The following is a 17,018-nucleotide window of genomic DNA, read 5'->3' as shown; positions in this document are numbered from 1 at the left end:
TGGCCGCCCATGGGAGATTTGCATATTGTAACCATTATCATCATCGCGTTGAACGTGATCGTTTCATTTAAAGGTTTTAAGGATCCGGTTTTCTTCAATACATATCGTTTCAATATTGGTGATATCAAGGCCGGTTCCAAGCATCAGATCTTTACCTCGGGTTTTCTGCATGCCAATACCAGCCATCTCTTCGTGAACATGATCACGTTGTACTTTTTTGCTAATATCGTGATCTATGCGCTGGGATCAACTGCTTTTATTATGGTGTACGTGGCCAGTTTGCTGCTGGGGAATTTCTTTTCCTATTATTTTCATAAACACGATTATAACTATACAGCTGTGGGAGCGAGTGGAGCCGTAATGGGAATTTTATACGCTGCCATTCTACTGCAACCAGATATGATGCTTGGTTTGTTCTTTATCATACCAGTCCCAGCCTATGTTTTTGGAATTGGATATTTGCTGTATACCATCTACGGAATGAAGCGGAATAACGATAATATTGGTCATGATGCACATTTTGGCGGTGCCACGGCTGGTTACATCTTAACCATTGTGCTTGCTCCGTGGGTTTTTGAAGCGCATTTACTTATGGTCTTACTTTTGGCCGTTCCCATCGTCATTCTCTTTTTCCTGCATAAAACCGGCAAGATCTAGTTTGGTATCTTTATTGAATTGGTCTTCCAAAATTAAAACCAATTGATATGAAAAATGTAATGCTAGCCCTGGCACTCCTCGCTGCCATTCCGCTTTTTGCGCAAAATCAGAAACCAAGTGTCTCTGTTAACGGGGAAGGAACCGTACAGGTCATTCCAGATGAAGTAGTGATCAAATCCCGAATAGAGCATGAGGGAGAAGACGCGGCCCAGGTCAAAAAGCAAAACGACCAGGTCGTGAACCAGATTATTAAATACCTGAAATCACAGGGTGTTGCTGAAAAAGATATCGAGACAGATTATATGAATCTCAACAAACGCTATAAAAATTACGAGCAGGGAACTTTTACTTATGTGGCCAATCAGGCAATCTCCATCAGGTTGCACGATCTTGATAGTTACGAGCAGATCATGAAAGGTTTGTTGGAAAATGGACTCAACCGTATTGATGGTATCCAATTCGAATCTTCTGAAAAAGAAAAATTTGAAGCGGAAGCCCGAAAAATGGCAGTTCTGGACGCCAAAAGAAAGGCTTCTGAATTACTGAAACCATTGGGGCATGAGCTGGGACAGCCCATTTCACTTTCAGAAAATCAAAGCAGCCCGGTTTTTCCTATGTATCGCATGAACGATGCCGTGGAAATGAGCGCCGCAAAATCTGACGGTCAAACAATCGCTCCGGGTGAGCTCGAAATCAAAATCACGGTGAACGCCACCTTTGAAATTCGATAAAAAAAAAGCGCCTCATTGAGGCGCTTTTTTTATGCTGTCAAATTGGGAATTATTTCAGTAGTTCACCAATTTTAGTTCTCAATTGTTCACCGCGAAGATTCTTCGCTACGATCACGCCAGTTTCATCTAAAATAAATGTTGCGGGAATTGATTTGATGTCATATTTCCTGGCAACTGGATCCTGCCAGAACTGCAAATTGGAAACGTGCGTCCAGGCTCCAAGATTGTCATCTTCAATGGCCTGCACCCATTTGTCTTTTTGACCCGGTCTGTCCAGAGAAACGCTCACGATCTCCAGGCCTTTATCTTTGAATTCGTTGTACGTCTTCACCAAATTCGGACTTTCTTGTCGACAAGGTTTACACCAGGCTGCCCAAAAATCAAGAATGGTTATTTTTCCAAGGTTTTCTGAAAGGCTTACTGTATTGCCTTCAGGATCTGGCGCAGTAAAATCTGGAGCTTTGGAACCCACATCAGTCGCGCTGCTATTATCCAGTTTTTCCTTGATGGATTGGGCTAAAGAAGTTTTCTTAATCTCGTCTGAAAGCTGCTCGAACTTTTCACGCACTTCTTCGTTCGTATGCGTTTTCATGTTCAGCATATCCGCAAGTACCATGGCACCTACGAAGCGATCATTATATTTTTCAAAAATATTCTCCTTAAAAACACGGTCGTTATCACGAAGTGCTACCTGAGCTTCCTGCAGTTCCTGAAGTTTTGCAGTATCCTGGCTCATCATCGCTTTTCTCATATCCTGCTGCATGCCCATCATTTTGCGGTTCAATGCCTTCAGATGGTCAAAATATTCGTAGAGTGCCTTGTTCTCTTTTCCTCCGGAAACTACCGAATTATAGATGGTATCCTTATCAATATCAAAATCGATGCGCTCATTTTCTGCAATAAAGACCACATTTCCATTTCTGCCTTCAAATCTCAGGAAGTTCAGATTTGGCATTTCCTGCTCTTCCATATCGATCTCAAACTTTCCGTCTTTCACAATGGCGGTATCGACAGTTTTTGGTCCGCGGGACTGCATATCGATTTCAGAAATAAAAACCTTCTGGCCATCTTCCATTCCGTCTACCTTTCCGGAAAGGTAAAATCCTTTATCATCCTGGCAGGAAAATAAAAGGCCGATAGCCATTACTAAAACTGAAATTTTCTTCATATTTCTATAAAATTTTTCACAAAAGTACTGAACTCACTTTTCATAGCCTTCCCGAATTAATAAAATATTGTTAATTTAGAAAGGCTCTGCTGCCAAGGGCGTCTATAAAAATTACTTTTACTGAAATACCCGGTATGATGCAACGAATTGAAGATTTTCCTTTTGAAATACAGATCAGCTTCCATAAGGTGATTGAGCAATATGAAAAGGAATTGGAGCATATCGAGAATGAGATCTCCCGGGAATACATTCAGCAGGTTATCAAATATGTGGCAGATTATCCGGAGCTGAAAGAGGGGTTTACTGATCCTAACCTGATCGAGAAATTCAAGCCACAAATTAGGATCCTGCTGGACGACCTTTTTCCCACGATCCTAACCAATAATGAGATCAAAGCGGCGGCTGTCCCGTTTCACAATATCATATTTAATTCTTCCAAGCGTTTTAAGCAGATCCTGAAGGATGCCGGAAAAGAGTACAAACTTTCCATGCGCAACCTGGACGATGATATCGCCTATCTTTTTGCCTGTATACAGATCCTTAAAAAACAGGGGTTTAATGTGGATATTTCCAGGCCGTTTTATTATGATATTCCTGATGAAAATGGCGTAACCCGCCATTACAGGCTGGCTTTGAACGCCGATTTTGTGGAAATTATTCGGAAAGATTCGGCACCTGAAATTACCCAGGACGATGTGGATCACCTGGTGGAGAATATTGATGATCTTGAGCTCTGGAAAGAAAAATTCCCTCCGGATAGTTACATTTTCAAAGGCTTTACCATTGTGAACCTTACTGATGTGACGATTGACGATGCCATTTCAGAATTAAAAACAACGCTGCTTTTTGAAGAAGTGAATGAAAAGGAAGAAGTGGCGCGGCTGCAGGAAATTTTTCGTTCCATTTACAAAATATCTGATCTGCGCGTGGGAATCACCTCCTTCAACCGCCGCGATATGGTGTTTGAAAGACTGAATAACAATGAAGAGATCAGCAGTTATATTCTGGACCAGGAACTGGTGAATGAATGTGATACAGGGATTTGTGAAAGCGGTCTTCAGAAGCTTATCGAGCAGAACGATTACTTCACAATTTCCAACGTGGATGATTACCTGAAAAAACACAACAATCTCTTAGGGAAGAATCTCAAAAAACATGAAGTGAAAAGCTGTATTCTGGCGCCAATTGCCAAAAATGGGAGATTACTGGGTGTTCTGGAACTGGTTTCAAGACGTAAAAATGAACTGAACAGTATTAATGCGATCAAGCTGGACGATATTTTACCATATATTGTCACTACGATGGAACGCAATCAAAATGATTTTGAGAATCGTGTGAAGGCGGTCATCCAAAGCGAATGTACTTCTATTCACCCAAGCGTTTTATGGGTTTTTGAAAAGGAAGCCAAGAAATTCATCAAGGATTTTGACAAAGATGGTCTGGCTTCTTTTAAAGACATCACTTTTAAAGACGTTTATCCGCTGTACGGGCAGATCGATATTGTGGCTTCTTCGGAAGCGCGAAATGATGCGATCAAAAAAGACCTGCTGGACCAGCTGGATATTATTCTGAATATCATTGGAAAAGCATACGAAATCGAACAATTACCGATTTATGATCAGGTGAAATACCGCATTTCTGATTTTAAGGAAGAATTGGAAAGTAAACTGAATGCCAGTAGTGAACAAAAAGTTTTCAATTTGCTTCAGAAAGAAGTGAATCCGTTAATGAGCCATCTTAAAAAACAATCTGAAGAGATTAAAAGTCTGGTTCAGGAATACAAGGATAAACTGAATCCCGAAACCGGGATTGTTTACAACCACCGCCAGAAGTATGATCAAACCGTTCAGCAGATCAACAGAACGATGTCGCGATATATCGACAGGAAACAAATCCAGGCACAGCAAATTTATCCGCATTATTTTGAAAGGTATAAGACAGACGGGGTGGACCACAATATGTACATAGGAGCATCCATGGCCAACAAAAAACCTTTTAATAAGGTGTATTTGTTCAATCTGAGGTTGTGGCAGCTTAGTACGATGTGCGAAATGGAAAATCGCTTTTATAAGCTTCAGGAAAATACGCCGATCAAACTGGATGCGGCATCGCTGATCCTGGTTTATAATTCCACGATGTCCATTCGTTACCGAATGGATGAAAAGAAATTTGATGTGGACGGCACGTATAACGCGCGTTACGAGATCATCAAGAAACGTATTGATAAGGCTTACGTCAAAGGAACGGAAGAAAGAGTCACTCAAAAAGGTAAGATGACCATCGTGTATTCCAGTACTTCAGATGAACGGGAATACTTGCAATACATTAAATACCTTCAGGCCAAGAAATATCTTGGCGAACAGGTTGAAATTCTCGAACTGGAGGATGTCCAGGGAGTGGTTGGGTTGAAGGCCATTCGAGTGAATATTCTGTACACGCTCGATAATGAACATTCCGAAGAGACTATTACCTACGAAGACTTAATGGAAGAACTACATTAAGTAAAAAGAGACGATATAAGACAATACAGAAATGACAATCCCGGTCATGAATACGGTATAGGTCAAACGCAGCAGCATGTACTTTCGGTGAAGCACTTTTCCCAGGCTATGCAAGTCCAGCGTCAGCATTTCGTAGACATAATCTTTGTCTTTCATCAATTCATCCATAGCCCATTTGAACTGCCCAAATGGCATTTTGTGATAATTTCCGAAGAAAAGCAGGTTTACTTCTCTCTTTTTTACCTGGTCTTTTGTGAACTCTCCGCTAGTTACGTTCGGCCTTGTGGACATAATAGACAGGATCATGGATGCCACGCTGAAAAGTATCAGAACTAAGGTAGGTATGATTAAATGTTTGTTGGAAGCTGCTTCCAGTTTTGGGATCATATCAGCGATCGCAAGGGAAATGATAATGGCGTTAACCGAAAGTAAAATATTCGCTTTGGTATCAGCAATATCACTGAGTTTAATGTGGTTCCGAAGCGTGGTACGGTAGAGCGTCTGGATACTCCTCTCCGGATTATCGTTCTTATACTTTGCCTTCATTCTGGCTTTGTGCTCTTCCTTTTTCAGCTTTTTCTCCTGCTTGTTTTTTGCCTCGATCAGCTCTAGAAGGTTTTCCTGTTTCTTCGGTTCCCATTCCTTAATGGCATAATCGGTATAAAACTGGTGTTTCTCAGTGAGGACTTTAATATTTTCATTAAGCCATTCGGTCGCGGTATATGTCTTGATGCGGTGCAGCTCGAGTTCCTGGCGTAGTAACTCGCTGGTTTCTCCAAAATAGTCTTTTCCGAAGTGGGATGAATCGGCATCACGAATGATCTCTTCTCCCTGATCTTTTGGCTGATAACTGAAATTAGTGGCCAGGATCAATTCTTTCACACGGTCTATCAATTCCTGAGTGGCGTTATTTTCCTTAAGAAAACTCTCAGCAATTTTAGCACTTTCTTCTTCGTGCCCGGCGTATGTTTTTGTGTAACCAGTATCATGCATCCACGCCGCAACCATAAGCGCCTCCTCGTCTTTAACATTAATTTCAGACTTATCGATCAATTCTTTAGTACTTTTAACCACTCGCTGTGTATGCTGGTAATTGTGATATATAAAGGTGTTTGGCAGCTTTTCTTTAAATAGTTCTTCGACAAATTTATCGGCTTTCTCAACGAGGTTGTTCATACTGAAGATTCTTGTTTTGCTAAGCCAAAGTACAAAAAATATTGACCAAAAATCTTTATGAAAAACTTAAAACTTTTTGTCTCCCTACTGCTTTTTTCATCGATTATTTCTTGCGTGACCGTTCATCCTCGCTACCGTGATGGCGAGCCTGAAAAAGATTTCGGTTATCCTGAAAATAAGACTATTGAGAAATCATTTTATTTAATTGGTGATGCCGGTTATTCACCGCCTGGAGGAAGTTCTGCCGGGCTCATCGCTTTCAAAAGATTTCTGGACTCTGTGAACAAACCTCAGAATTACACTATTTTCCTTGGGGATAATATCTATCCAGATGGCATGCCGCCTGATAATGGTTCTACGGAACGGGAAGAAGCCGAATATCGAATGGATGCACAGCTCGATGCCATTGAAGGCTATGATGGGCATGTGATCTTTATTCCTGGGAATCATGGCTGGTATAATGAAAGGATAGACGGTTTGAAAAGACAGCGAGATTACCTGAAGGAAAGTTTTGGGGATTCTCTGGTATGGTCTCCGGAAATTCCCTGCGGATTTGAATCGATCGATGTATCTGAAAATATCCAGTTATTGGTTATTGATAGCCAGTGGTACCTGGAAGATTGGGATAAGAACCCAACCATTAATGACAATTGTGACCAGATCAAGACCCGTGAAGCAATGTTTCTCGAGTTGGAATCTGAAATCAAGAAGAATCAGAATAAAACAGTAGTGGTCGCCCTGCATCACCCGGTTTACACTAACGGAATTCACGGCGGGCAATATAGTTTTGACAGGCATTTATATCCCTCCCAGAAAAAAATTCCTGTACCAATTCTTGGCTCACTAGCTACCTTGATTAGAACTACCGGTGGAGTATCCATTCAGGATGCACAAAATAACCGTTACAAATCGCTCGCCGATCGTATTTCAGCGATCGCAAACACTTCAAATGGCCGACTAGTTTTTGTTTCCGGTCACGAGCATTCTTTACAATATATTGAACACGACAGTGTGAAACAGGTGGTCTCAGGAGCAGGATCCAAGGCTACTTACGCTACTTTGAGCAACGATGGATATTTCGCGTACAATGGCCAGGGCTTCGTGGTTTTAGATATTTTTACTGATGGTTCTTCCTGGGTAAGTTATTACGGGAATGAAGATAATAAGCCGAAATTGCTCTATCAGAAAGAAGTTTTGGAAACTCCGGTTCCATATGAAATGAAGACGTATCCAGATTCATTTCCGCCAACTTTTACTACTTCAATTTATTCCGAAGAAGAAACCGATAAAAGTCCGGTTCATAAAACTGTTTGGGGAGAGCGATATCGAAAATTGTATGCTACGAAAGTTACGCTTCCCACTGCCGACCTTGATACACTTCACGGTGGTTTAAGTGTGGTTCGGGAAGGTGGCGGACATCAGACAGTTTCACTGCGATTGAAAGACAGCCTGGGCCGCGAATATAATTTGCGCAGGGTTCGAAAAGATGCGCTGCGTTTTCTTCAGAATGTGGCTTTTAAAAATCAGCCCGTAGATAATAAACTCGATAATACTGTCGCGGAAAACCTGATCCAGGATTTTTATACTGCCGCCCATCCTTATGGATTTCTGGCGGTGCCAGATTTGAGTCAGGCCGCTGAAGTTTTCCATACCAACCCGGAAATTTACTACCTGCCAAAACAAGAGGCACTAGGAAAATACAATTCCATTCATGGGGATGATATTTACATGTTGGTTGAAAGGCCGGAAGAAGGCTGGAAAGGATATGAAAGCTTCGGAAGCCCCAATCATGATATTGTGAGTACTGCCGGGATGATCGAACGCTTACGCCGGGACGAAAAATACGTGCTGGATGAAAAAGCGTATGTTCGGGCTAGGATTTTTGATATGTTGATTGGCGATTGGGACCGTCACCAGGACCAGTGGAGATGGGCTGAAGTAGAAGATGCGGAAGGAATTCATCATTTTGAACCGGTGCCTCGTGATCGCGACCAGGTTTTCTCCAATTTTGATGGAGCGTTCTTTGGGACATTGAGAGCTTTAACCGGTTTTGCCAACCAGTTTGCGGTGTACGGTGAAGATATTAAAGACGTGGAATGGTTCAACATTGCGGCACTTGGATTAGACCGGTCGCTGCTTCAGAATGTAGGGAAGGATACCTGGAAGGAACAGGCAGCCTTTATCCAGGAGCATATTACCGATGAGGTGATTCAGAAGGCCTTTTCCAAGCTTCCGGAGGAAACAAGAGGAGAAACTACGGAAGAATTGATCGCCAATGTGAAGGGGCGCCGGAACAATATTGTGAATATTGCTGCCCGTTATTACGAACACCTGGCAAGTCTCGCGATTGTGACCGGGACCGATAAAGATGATTTTATCGATATTCTCCGCATGCCGGAAGGCGATACTAAAGTGACCATTACTAGAAACAAGGATGGAGAAAGAGCTGAAACGCTGAGTGAAAAGATCTATCACCCAGATGAAACCAGTGAGATCTGGATCTACGGTCTGGACGATGACGACCAGATATTTGCCAAAGGTGAGGGGAGATCCCCAATTTTTGTGCGAGTAATCGGAGGTCAGAATAATGATGTATATGATATTGATAACGGGCAAAACTTAAAGATCTACGATCATCGGTCGTTGCCAAATACCGTAAAGAATCCCGGAGACGCTGCTTTCCGATTTACCGATAATTACGAGATCAATACTTACGACAAGGATAAAAAGATCTTTTCTTCCGGGTCTATTTTGCCGGAATTAGGCTATAATCCAGACGAGCATCTTTCCGTAGGTCTTGATTTTATTAAATCGAATAACGAGTTCAAGCGAAATCCCTTTACCTCGCAGCATAGCTTCAAATTACGGTATCATTCGGCAACCAGCGGATTTATGCTGGATTATGAGGCTGAATTTGCTACCATCATTGGTAAATACAACCTGTTTGCAGGGGCAAATTACACCAACCCGAACTGGAGCAATAATTTCTTTGGCTTCGGAAATGAGACCGCGAATAATGATGACGAATTAGGATTTGATTATAACAGGGTTGGCCTGGAGCAGATCCAATTAAGAACCGGTTTAAGGAATAAGACTCCTTTTGGTAGTTTTTTCCAGTACAGCGCCACATTTGAGGCAATAAAGGTACAGGAGGATGAAAACCGTTTTATTACTACCGGATTTGATAATGCCACACCTGGTTTCTTCGATCGAAAATACTTCGCGGGACTGGATGCGCTGTATCGCTATGAAAGTTACGATAATCGCCTTACGCCTACGCGCGGAATGCTTTTCGAATTGAATCTGGGAGGTAAAATCAATACAGCAGACCCTTCTCAAACCTTTGGATATTTTAAACCATACATGGGATTCTATAATGCGCTTACCAGGAATCGGAAACTGGTATTGAAAACTAGAGTTGACGCGCATATTAATATAGGGACAGATTATGAATTTTATCAGGCTGCCACCCTTGGAGCTGATTCAGGTTTACGCGGCTATCGTTTTGAGCGTTACTCGGGTAAAAGTTCTTTTGGAACCGGAGCCGATCTGCGATATAGCTTTGATACTGTGAAAACAAGTTTTCTGCCATTTCAACTAGGAGTCTACGGAGGATACGATATTGGTAGAGTGTGGGCACAGGATCAGCATAGTAAGTTGTGGCACGACAGTTACGGTGGTGGTTTCTGGATCAATTCGGCAGACGCTATCCAGGGTAGTCTGAGTGTTTTCACCGGAAGTGAAGGAGCTAGATTAACCGCCGGAGTTGGATTGAAATTTTGATAATACTAATTTATAAAAATGAAAAAGCCGGCAAATTGCCGGCTTTTTTAGTATTCAGAATAATGTTGCTATTCTTTATTCAGGTTAAGAGAATTCTTGAAATCGATCGTTCTAATAGGGAATGGAATATTGACTCCCTGAGCGTCGTAAGCCTTTTTGATCTCAATAATTGCCTTATGCTGGGCAACAAGAATATCGCGGTTCTTGGTTACATCTGCCCAGAATCGAACCACGTAATTGATGGAACTGTCCCCAAAACCGGTATACATGAATTCTACTTCTTCGTTACCTCGTTGCGGGAAATTATCTCGAATCGTTTCTAAAGTCAGTTTTTCGACCATTTCCAGATTGCTTTCATAACCCACACCGCAATTCACGAAAATTCGAGAACGAGCTGTTCGAGTGAAATTCTTAAATGGTTCCTCAACTATTTTGGAGTTAGGGATCACCACATAATTATTGTCTGACTGTTTGATCACAATATTCCGCAGATTGATTTCGGTAACTGATCCTGCATAGCCATTGGTTTCCACCCAGTCACCAATTTGGAGTTCCGGAAGAAAACTCAGGATCACACCGGAAAAGGTGTTGTTCAAAGTCCCCTGAAGTGCCAGACCAATAGCGAGACCAACCACACCGGCACCAGCAAGTACCGAAGTCAATACTTTGTCCAGATTCAGCAGTCCCAGGGCAATAAAAAAGCCAATTAAAATGATGATCGCTTTCAGCACTTTAACGGCCATCAAACGAATAGAGTCTTGTTTGATCTGTTTTCTGAAAACCCTGTCAAACAATTTACCGGCGTATCGGGCTATAAAAATAAAGGCGATAAATACGATTATCGCCAATAAAAAATTAGGCAGATTCAGGATTAAAGTATCCAGCCATCCGCCTAATTTTTCCCATATTCCCTTAATAGATTCCTGAATATCGAATTTTAAAATCATAAGGGATAGATTATTTTGTTGCTGGTGTATGTACCTCTTTCGTTTTCATTTTCCATGCATCTAACATCCAGCTTGTTTTTTCAAGTTCTCGGATGTACGCACCAATAAGATCAATGGTTCCCTCATCACCGGCATCATCAGCGGTCTTAACAACCTGGCGCATTTGTTTCAGGATAGCGCCGTGATCTTCCAGTAAAATTTCGATCATTTCATAATCTGAAAGTTCTGATTTGGACTCTTCCAAATTAGACATTTTAAGGTAATCGCTGAGGTTGCTGGTTGGTTGGTATCTTAATGTAAGAATCCTTTCAGCAATTTCGTCTACCTTTATTTTCGCATCTTCATACAATTCTTCAAACTTTTCATGAAGGTCAAAGAAATTTTTTCCGATCACATTCCAATGAAAATTTCGCAGTTTTTGATAGTATAAATGATAATCGGCAAGCAGGACATTCAACTGTTCCACAGTAGATTTTGTCTTATCAGTATTTAATCCTAAGTAGTTCATAGCTTTTATTTATTGATTTTTAATTTACTATACAAAAATACAATAGTTTTGACTGTTTCTAAAGGAAACAACCTGTTTTAATACAATATTAACTTCGGATTAATTGATTGGTCGATGATCTTTCAGATCCAGTTTTTCCAACATTTTTTTAGAAACCTGTCCGCTGGAGATTCCGTATCCATCAGTTAAAACCCCTTTTCTACCATTGGTCGTTGTGATGGCGTATAAAATGGCATTGTCATCTGGATTGCTCATGCCTTCGAAGCGTAGGACTTTGTCTACTTCAAACTCTTCTACACCAAAAGTCTCTTTTTTTGATTTCAGTTCGATTTTTTCGTCAAGAAGGTTGAAATCGTGTTCGTAACCTTCTTCCAGCTTCAGTTTGTTTATAGCTTGTGATAGTGTTCCGTAATCTTTCATTTTGTAAAATTTTTAGAATTTAAATTACTACGAAGCACTCTGATAGCCAAAGATACTACTAGGTTTAGGATAAGTTTAACTCAACAATGACGGTAGTTACCACGGTTTTTTGGAATTCCCCAAACTTAGCGGAATCACTAATAACAGGAAAAAATACCAGCCCGTTACCAGGCCGATTATTGTGATCAAGGCGGCGAGAATATATAACCAGTGTTTGCGAAGAAATTCCATGATTAGTTTTTGTAAAAATAGAATCATCTGTGGGAAAAGCGCTAATTTTGAATTATTTTGCGGAAAAAGATGACTTCGGATATAAATATTTTACCAGGCTATGAAAAGTAAAATCACCCTCAAAGAACTTGCGAAATTGCTGAACGTTTCGGTTTCAACCGTTTCGAAAGCTCTAAATGACAGCCCGGAGATTAGTCCGAAGACAGCTGAGAGGGTTAAGGAACTGGCAAAACTTCATAATTACAAGCCAAATCCCGTTGCAGTAAATCTCAAAAAGAGTAAAACCGGAACTGTAGGTGTAGTGATCCCGAATATTTCGAACAGTTTCTTCGCCAGGGTACTTTCGGGGATAGAAGCCGAAGCCCAGAAGTATGACCTTCAGGTTATTACTTATATTTCTAATGAGTCGTATGGCAGGGAAAAGCAGATCTGTGATTTGCTCACGGCTGGATTTGTAGATGGCGTATTGATAGCGGTTTCCGAAGAAACTCAAAGAAAAAGGGATTATGACCATCTATTTAATTTGGTGGAATATGATATTCCTGTAGTTATGTATGACCGGATTAATGTGAGTATACCTGCAGACAAAGTAGGGGTGGATGATGAAAAAAGTTTTTTTGAAGCGACAGGCTATTTTAAGTCAAAAGGTTTGAAGAAAATTGGGATAGCCTCGGCCATTCATCATTTGGGTGTTGGTAAATCTCGAATTCAAGGCTATGAATCAGCACTTTCCAAAACTGAAAAACCTTTTATTGCCGCCAGCTCCAGGCCGAACGTGTTAAAAGAGAAGATTCAGGATTTATTGATACAGGATGGCGTAGAAGCGCTTTTGTGCACTGATTTTGAAAGTTCCCTAATGGCCGCGCGCATTGCCTATGAAAATGATTTGAAGATCCCGAATGATCTAAAATTGATGGGCTATATCAGTAAAGAGGTCGCGGAATTCCTAACACCATCACTGAGCTATATCGAGCAACATCCTCGAGATCTGGGTTCCACGGCACTGCAACTACTTCAGAACAGACTGGATGGCAGGAGTACACCAGGCAAATTCGAAGAGGTCATCATTGAAACAACAATTGTGCATTTAGAGTCTTCGGAAATTTAGTGGGATTATTTATCAATTCTTTAAGAAGCACTTTAACAATTCTTAATTAAGATATTTTATATTTGCCAACTGCAAATTGTTAAAATTTTTAGTTTGAATTCTGAATCTCAGTTTGAAGAACTCTCTTCAAAAAACATTCTTATTACAGGTGGGGCGGGCTTTATTGGATCTAATCTTTGTGAAAAATTATTAGAAATTGGAGCTAATATTGTATGTCTTGACAATTTTTCTACCGGACATAAAAAGAATATCGAACCATTTATAAATAATGAGAAATTTACACTTATTGAAGGCGATATTCGGGATCTAGATACCTGCCAAAAAGCTTGTAAAAATATTGATTATGTCTTGCATGAAGCGGCTTTAGGCTCGGTTCCACGATCTCTTAAAGATCCGATCACTAGCAATGAAGTAAATGTTTCGGGATTTTTAAATATGCTTGTTGCCGCTCGTGATAATGATGTCAAAAGATTTGTGTATGCGGCCAGTTCTTCTACTTATGGAGATTCCGAAGCTCTTCCGAAAGTAGAAGATAAGATTGGAAAGCCTTTGTCTCCGTATGCGATCACTAAATATGTAAACGAATTATATGCGGATATTTTTGGAAAAGCTTATGGTTTAGATACTATAGGTTTGCGATACTTCAATGTTTTTGGGCGAAGACAGGATCCTAACGGAGCTTATGCAGCGGTTATTCCGAAGTTTGTCATGCAATTTATGCAACATGAAAGTCCGGTGATCAACGGAGATGGGACCTATTCCAGAGATTTTACGTACATCGACAATGTGGTGCAGATGAATTTACTCGCTCTTACGGCTAGTAAAAAAGAAGCAGTGAATGAGGTTTATAATACAGCGGTGGGAGATCGGACAAATCTGGTAGAGCTTACGCAATATTTGAAGGAATATCTTTCAGAATATGATTCAGAAATAAAAAATGTGGAAGTAAAACATGGTCCAAATCGGCCTGGAGATATTCCGCATTCCTTAGCTTCCGTAGAAAAGGCTAAAGAATTGTTGGGGTATGATCCTCAATATAAAATTGCCGACGGATTGAAAGAGGCCGTTAAATGGTATTGGGATAATTTAAAATAACAATGACTGAAAATATTAAAATAGCAGTTATCGGTTTGGGTTACGTAGGACTTCCTTTAGCCCGACTTTTTGCCACCAAATATCCGGTTGTTGGTTTTGATATCAACCAGGCGCGAGTAGATGAATTAAAGTCTGGTACAGATTCTACCCTAGAAGTAGAAGACGATTTGTTAAAATCGGTTTTAAAAGACTCAGATTCTTCGGAAAATGGACTATTCTGTTCTACGGATCTCGCTTCCATTGAAAATTGTAATTACTACATTATTACTGTACCAACGCCTGTAGATAAGAATAACAGGCCGGATCTCACGCCACTTTACAAGAGTAGTGAAACAGTGGCAAAAACCTTGAAAAAGGGAGATGTGGTGGTGTATGAATCTACCGTTTATCCTGGAGTTACAGAGGATGAATGTGTACCGGTTCTTGAAAATATCAGTGGTCTCAAATTTAACGAAGATTTTTTTGTGGGTTACTCACCAGAACGAATTAATCCGGGTGATAAAGAACACACCGTTGAAAAAATTTTAAAAGTTACCGCAGGTTCCACTCCAGAAATTGGAGAAAAAGTCAATGAACTTTATAGAACGGTGATCAGTGCAGGAACCCATTTGGCGCCTACCATAAAAGTGGCCGAAGCCGCAAAAGTGATTGAAAATTCCCAGCGAGATATCAATATTGCCTTTGTAAATGAATTGGCTAAGATTTTCAATATGATGAATATTGACACACAGGCGGTTCTTGAAGCAGCTGGAACGAAATGGAATTTTCTTCCTTTTCGTCCGGGTCTTGTTGGTGGGCACTGTATTGGAGTAGATCCTTATTACCTGGCTCAAAAAGCTCAGGAAATTGGATATCATCCTGAAATTATTCTCGCAGGAAGACGAATGAATGATTCCATGGGGCAGTATGTTGCGAGTGAAGTGGTTAAATTAATGCTTCAGAAGGATTTAAAGATAAAAGGAGCGAATATTTTAATTTTAGGGATCACTTTTAAAGAAAACTGTCCGGATGTTCGAAATACGAAGGTGGTCGATGTGGTTAAAGCATTGAAAGAATATGGAGTGAATCTAACGATTTTTGATCCTTTGGCCAATCCTGCTGAAGTAAAGCATGAATATGGTTTGGAAACTGTATCAGCGGTGCCAGAAGAAAATTTTGATGCTATTGTCTTGACGGTAGCGCATAAAGAATTCCATAATCTGGATCTGGAAAAATTGAAAGCTCCAGGTGCTGTGGTATATGATGTGAAAGGAGTTCTTGGTGATAAATGTGATAAAAAACTTTAATATTTAAAAGTGAAAGTAAAGAATATTTGTTGCATCGGTGCAGGATATGTTGGGGGACCAACAATGGCAGTAATTGCCCAGAAATGTCCTGAAATCAATGTTACGGTAGTTGATATAAACGAGAAACGAATCGCAGCGTGGAATGATGAAAATGTGGAAAATATTCCTATTTATGAACCAGGTTTGTCAGCAGTAGTTGCGGAAGCACGAGACAGAAATTTGTTTTTTTCCACTGATGTCGATGCGGCGATTGATAAGGCCGATATGATTTTCATTTCCGTTAATACACCAACCAAAACCTACGGAATTGGTAAAGGTATGGCCGCCGATTTGAAATATATTGAACTGTGTGCCAGGCAAATTGCCCGGGTAGCAAAAGATGATAAGATTGTTATCGAAAAGTCTACTTTGCCTGTGAGAACTGCGGAAGCGTTGAAAAGTATTTTGGATAATACCGGTAACGGTGTGAAATTTCAGATTTTATCAAATCCTGAATTCCTGGCAGAAGGTACCGCGGTTGAAGATCTTTTGGATCCAGACCGTGTCCTAATCGGTGGAGATATTGATACCACAGAGGGAATGGATGCGGTACAGGCTCTGGTTGATGTTTATGCACATTGGGTTCCAAAAGATCAAATTTTGACCACTAATGTATGGTCTTCAGAATTATCAAAACTTACTGCTAATGCGTTTTTAGCTCAGCGAGTTTCCAGCATTAATTCACTAAGTGAATTATGCGAGAAAACAGGGGCAGATGTGAATGAAGTTTCTCGTGCGATTGGTATGGATAGTAGGATTGGTTCAAAATTCCTGAAATCGTCAGTTGGTTTTGGTGGGAGTTGTTTTCAAAAAGATATCCTGAATCTTGTTTATATTGCCAAGTCTTTTGGACTTAATGAAGTAGCCGATTATTGGGAACAGGTGATCATTATGAACGATCACCAAAAAAAGCGTTTTGCTGAAAATATCGTTAAAACACTTTTCAATACAGTTTCTGGAAAGAAAATTGCCTTTCTGGGATGGGCGTTTAAAAAGGATACTAATGACACCCGGGAGTCTGCGGCCATTTATGTCGCTGATTACCTTCTGAATGAACAAGCAGAAATTGTGATATACGATCCGAAAGTGACGGAAGAGCAAATTTATGCAGACTTGGATTACCTCGGTACCAGATCAGAGGAAGAGAATAGAAAACTGGTTAAGGTGGTCAATACTCCGGTAAACGCAACAGAAGGAGCTCATGCTGTAGCAGTTTTGACAGAATGGGATGAATTCAAGGAACTTGACTGGAACGAAATTTATAAGAAAATGTTGAAACCCGCATTCTTGTTCGACGGTCGGAAAATCCTCGATCGAAAGTCTAAAGAAGCGATTGGATTTCAATTTTATTCGATAGGTAACTAGAAA

Annotated in this window: 13 protein-coding genes; 8 read left to right on the top strand and 5 right to left on the bottom strand. The window is 40.6% G+C overall.

Translation table 11 applies throughout. The features are described from left to right. The first annotated feature begins 9 nt into the window (after window positions 1-9). Together GRFL_RS00595 and GRFL_RS00590 are read left to right on the top strand one after the other, a co-directional pair. Window positions 10-657 carry a rhomboid family intramembrane serine protease gene (locus GRFL_RS00595; protein ID WP_083642553.1) on the top strand — a complete coding sequence of 216 codons (648 nt, stop codon included), beginning with the start codon at window positions 10-12 and terminating at the stop codon, window positions 655-657. A 47-nt stretch (window positions 658-704) separates the two neighbouring features. Further along, complete coding sequence (locus GRFL_RS00590) at window positions 705-1,388, top strand: SIMPL domain-containing protein (RefSeq protein WP_083642552.1); 684 nt, start codon at window positions 705-707, stop codon at window positions 1,386-1,388. Between the two features lie 49 nt (window positions 1,389-1,437). Here the strand turns inward: GRFL_RS00590 and GRFL_RS00585 are convergent, their stop codons facing one another. Next, window positions 1,438-2,556, bottom strand: a complete 1,119-nt coding sequence (locus GRFL_RS00585) for a TlpA disulfide reductase family protein (RefSeq protein ID WP_083642550.1) — start codon at window positions 2,554-2,556, stop codon at window positions 1,438-1,440. Between the two features lie 134 nt (window positions 2,557-2,690). Here GRFL_RS00585 and GRFL_RS00580 point away from each other — a divergent pair, with 134 nt between their 5' ends. Then, entirely contained in the window at window positions 2,691-5,057 is a 2,367-nt protein-coding gene (locus tag GRFL_RS00580) for a GAF domain-containing protein (protein ID WP_083642549.1), read from the top strand. On the opposite strand, the gene GRFL_RS00575 is transcribed toward GRFL_RS00580, so the two are convergent. Further along, window positions 5,049-6,233, bottom strand: a complete 1,185-nt coding sequence (locus tag GRFL_RS00575; RefSeq protein WP_083642547.1) for a Pycsar system effector family protein — start codon at window positions 6,231-6,233, stop codon at window positions 5,049-5,051. The two genes, GRFL_RS00580 and GRFL_RS00575, sit on opposite strands and share 9 nt — an antisense overlap. Window positions 6,234-6,290: 57 nt before the next feature. Here GRFL_RS00575 and GRFL_RS00570 point away from each other — a divergent pair, with 57 nt between their 5' ends. Next, complete coding sequence (locus GRFL_RS00570) at window positions 6,291-10,016, top strand: metallophosphoesterase (RefSeq protein WP_083642546.1); 3,726 nt, start codon at window positions 6,291-6,293, stop codon at window positions 10,014-10,016. A gap of 68 nt (window positions 10,017-10,084) precedes the next feature. Here GRFL_RS00570 and GRFL_RS00565 read toward each other — a convergent pair whose 3' ends face one another. The 3 genes from GRFL_RS00565 to GRFL_RS00555 all read right to left on the bottom strand — a co-directional run bounded on the left by GRFL_RS00565 (window position 10,085) and on the right by GRFL_RS00555 (window position 11,891). Beyond that, entirely contained in the window at window positions 10,085-10,963 is an 879-nt protein-coding gene (locus GRFL_RS00565; RefSeq protein WP_083642544.1) for a mechanosensitive ion channel family protein, read from the bottom strand. Window positions 10,964-10,973: 10 nt separating this feature from the next. Continuing rightward, complete coding sequence (locus GRFL_RS00560; protein WP_083642542.1) at window positions 10,974-11,471, bottom strand: Dps family protein; 498 nt, start codon at window positions 11,469-11,471, stop codon at window positions 10,974-10,976. A gap of 99 nt (window positions 11,472-11,570) precedes the next feature. After that, entirely contained in the window at window positions 11,571-11,891 is a 321-nt protein-coding gene (locus tag GRFL_RS00555; protein ID WP_083642541.1) for a phosphoribosylpyrophosphate synthetase, read from the bottom strand. Window positions 11,892-12,222: 331 nt separating this feature from the next. Here GRFL_RS00555 and GRFL_RS00550 point away from each other — a divergent pair, with 331 nt between their 5' ends. From GRFL_RS00550 to GRFL_RS00535, 4 genes are all read left to right on the top strand, one after another. Continuing rightward, window positions 12,223-13,230 carry a LacI family DNA-binding transcriptional regulator gene (locus GRFL_RS00550; protein ID WP_083642540.1) on the top strand — a complete coding sequence of 336 codons (1,008 nt, stop codon included), beginning with the start codon at window positions 12,223-12,225 and terminating at the stop codon, window positions 13,228-13,230. A gap of 93 nt (window positions 13,231-13,323) precedes the next feature. Beyond that, window positions 13,324-14,325, top strand: coding sequence for an SDR family oxidoreductase (locus tag GRFL_RS00545; RefSeq protein WP_083642538.1), 1,002 nt, complete (start codon window positions 13,324-13,326; stop codon window positions 14,323-14,325). Window positions 14,326-14,327: 2 nt separating this feature from the next. Then, window positions 14,328-15,611 carry a nucleotide sugar dehydrogenase gene (locus GRFL_RS00540; protein ID WP_083642537.1) on the top strand — a complete coding sequence of 428 codons (1,284 nt, stop codon included), beginning with the start codon at window positions 14,328-14,330 and terminating at the stop codon, window positions 15,609-15,611. A gap of 9 nt (window positions 15,612-15,620) precedes the next feature. Then, window positions 15,621-17,015 carry a nucleotide sugar dehydrogenase gene (locus GRFL_RS00535; protein ID WP_083642535.1) on the top strand — a complete coding sequence of 465 codons (1,395 nt, stop codon included), beginning with the start codon at window positions 15,621-15,623 and terminating at the stop codon, window positions 17,013-17,015. Window positions 17,016-17,018: the final 3 nt, after the last annotated feature.

Source organism: Christiangramia flava JLT2011, assembly GCF_001951155.1.
Classification (GTDB): Bacteria; Bacteroidota; Bacteroidia; order Flavobacteriales; family Flavobacteriaceae; genus Christiangramia; species Christiangramia flava.
This window is presented reverse-complemented; position numbering and strand designations above follow the sequence as displayed.

What these genes read in the sequence shown, in the direction of transcription:
- GRFL_RS00595 (WP_083642553.1), top strand. Translation starts at nt 10, where the DNA reads ATGGGAGATTTGCATATTGTAACCATTATCATCATCGCGTTGAACGTG.
- GRFL_RS00590 (WP_083642552.1), top strand. Translation starts at nt 705, where the DNA reads ATGAAAAATGTAATGCTAGCCCTGGCACTCCTCGCTGCCATTCCGCTT.
- GRFL_RS00585 (WP_083642550.1), bottom strand. Translation starts at nt 2,556, where the DNA reads ATGAAGAAAATTTCAGTTTTAGTAATGGCTATCGGCCTTTTATTTTCC.
- GRFL_RS00580 (WP_083642549.1), top strand. Translation starts at nt 2,691, where the DNA reads ATGATGCAACGAATTGAAGATTTTCCTTTTGAAATACAGATCAGCTTC.
- GRFL_RS00575 (WP_083642547.1), bottom strand. Translation starts at nt 6,233, where the DNA reads ATGAACAACCTCGTTGAGAAAGCCGATAAATTTGTCGAAGAACTATTT.
- GRFL_RS00570 (WP_083642546.1), top strand. Translation starts at nt 6,291, where the DNA reads ATGAAAAACTTAAAACTTTTTGTCTCCCTACTGCTTTTTTCATCGATT.
- GRFL_RS00565 (WP_083642544.1), bottom strand. Translation starts at nt 10,963, where the DNA reads ATGATTTTAAAATTCGATATTCAGGAATCTATTAAGGGAATATGGGAA.
- GRFL_RS00560 (WP_083642542.1), bottom strand. Translation starts at nt 11,471, where the DNA reads ATGAACTACTTAGGATTAAATACTGATAAGACAAAATCTACTGTGGAA.
- GRFL_RS00555 (WP_083642541.1), bottom strand. Translation starts at nt 11,891, where the DNA reads ATGAAAGATTACGGAACACTATCACAAGCTATAAACAAACTGAAGCTG.
- GRFL_RS00550 (WP_083642540.1), top strand. Translation starts at nt 12,223, where the DNA reads ATGAAAAGTAAAATCACCCTCAAAGAACTTGCGAAATTGCTGAACGTT.
- GRFL_RS00540 (WP_083642537.1), top strand. Translation starts at nt 14,328, where the DNA reads ATGACTGAAAATATTAAAATAGCAGTTATCGGTTTGGGTTACGTAGGA.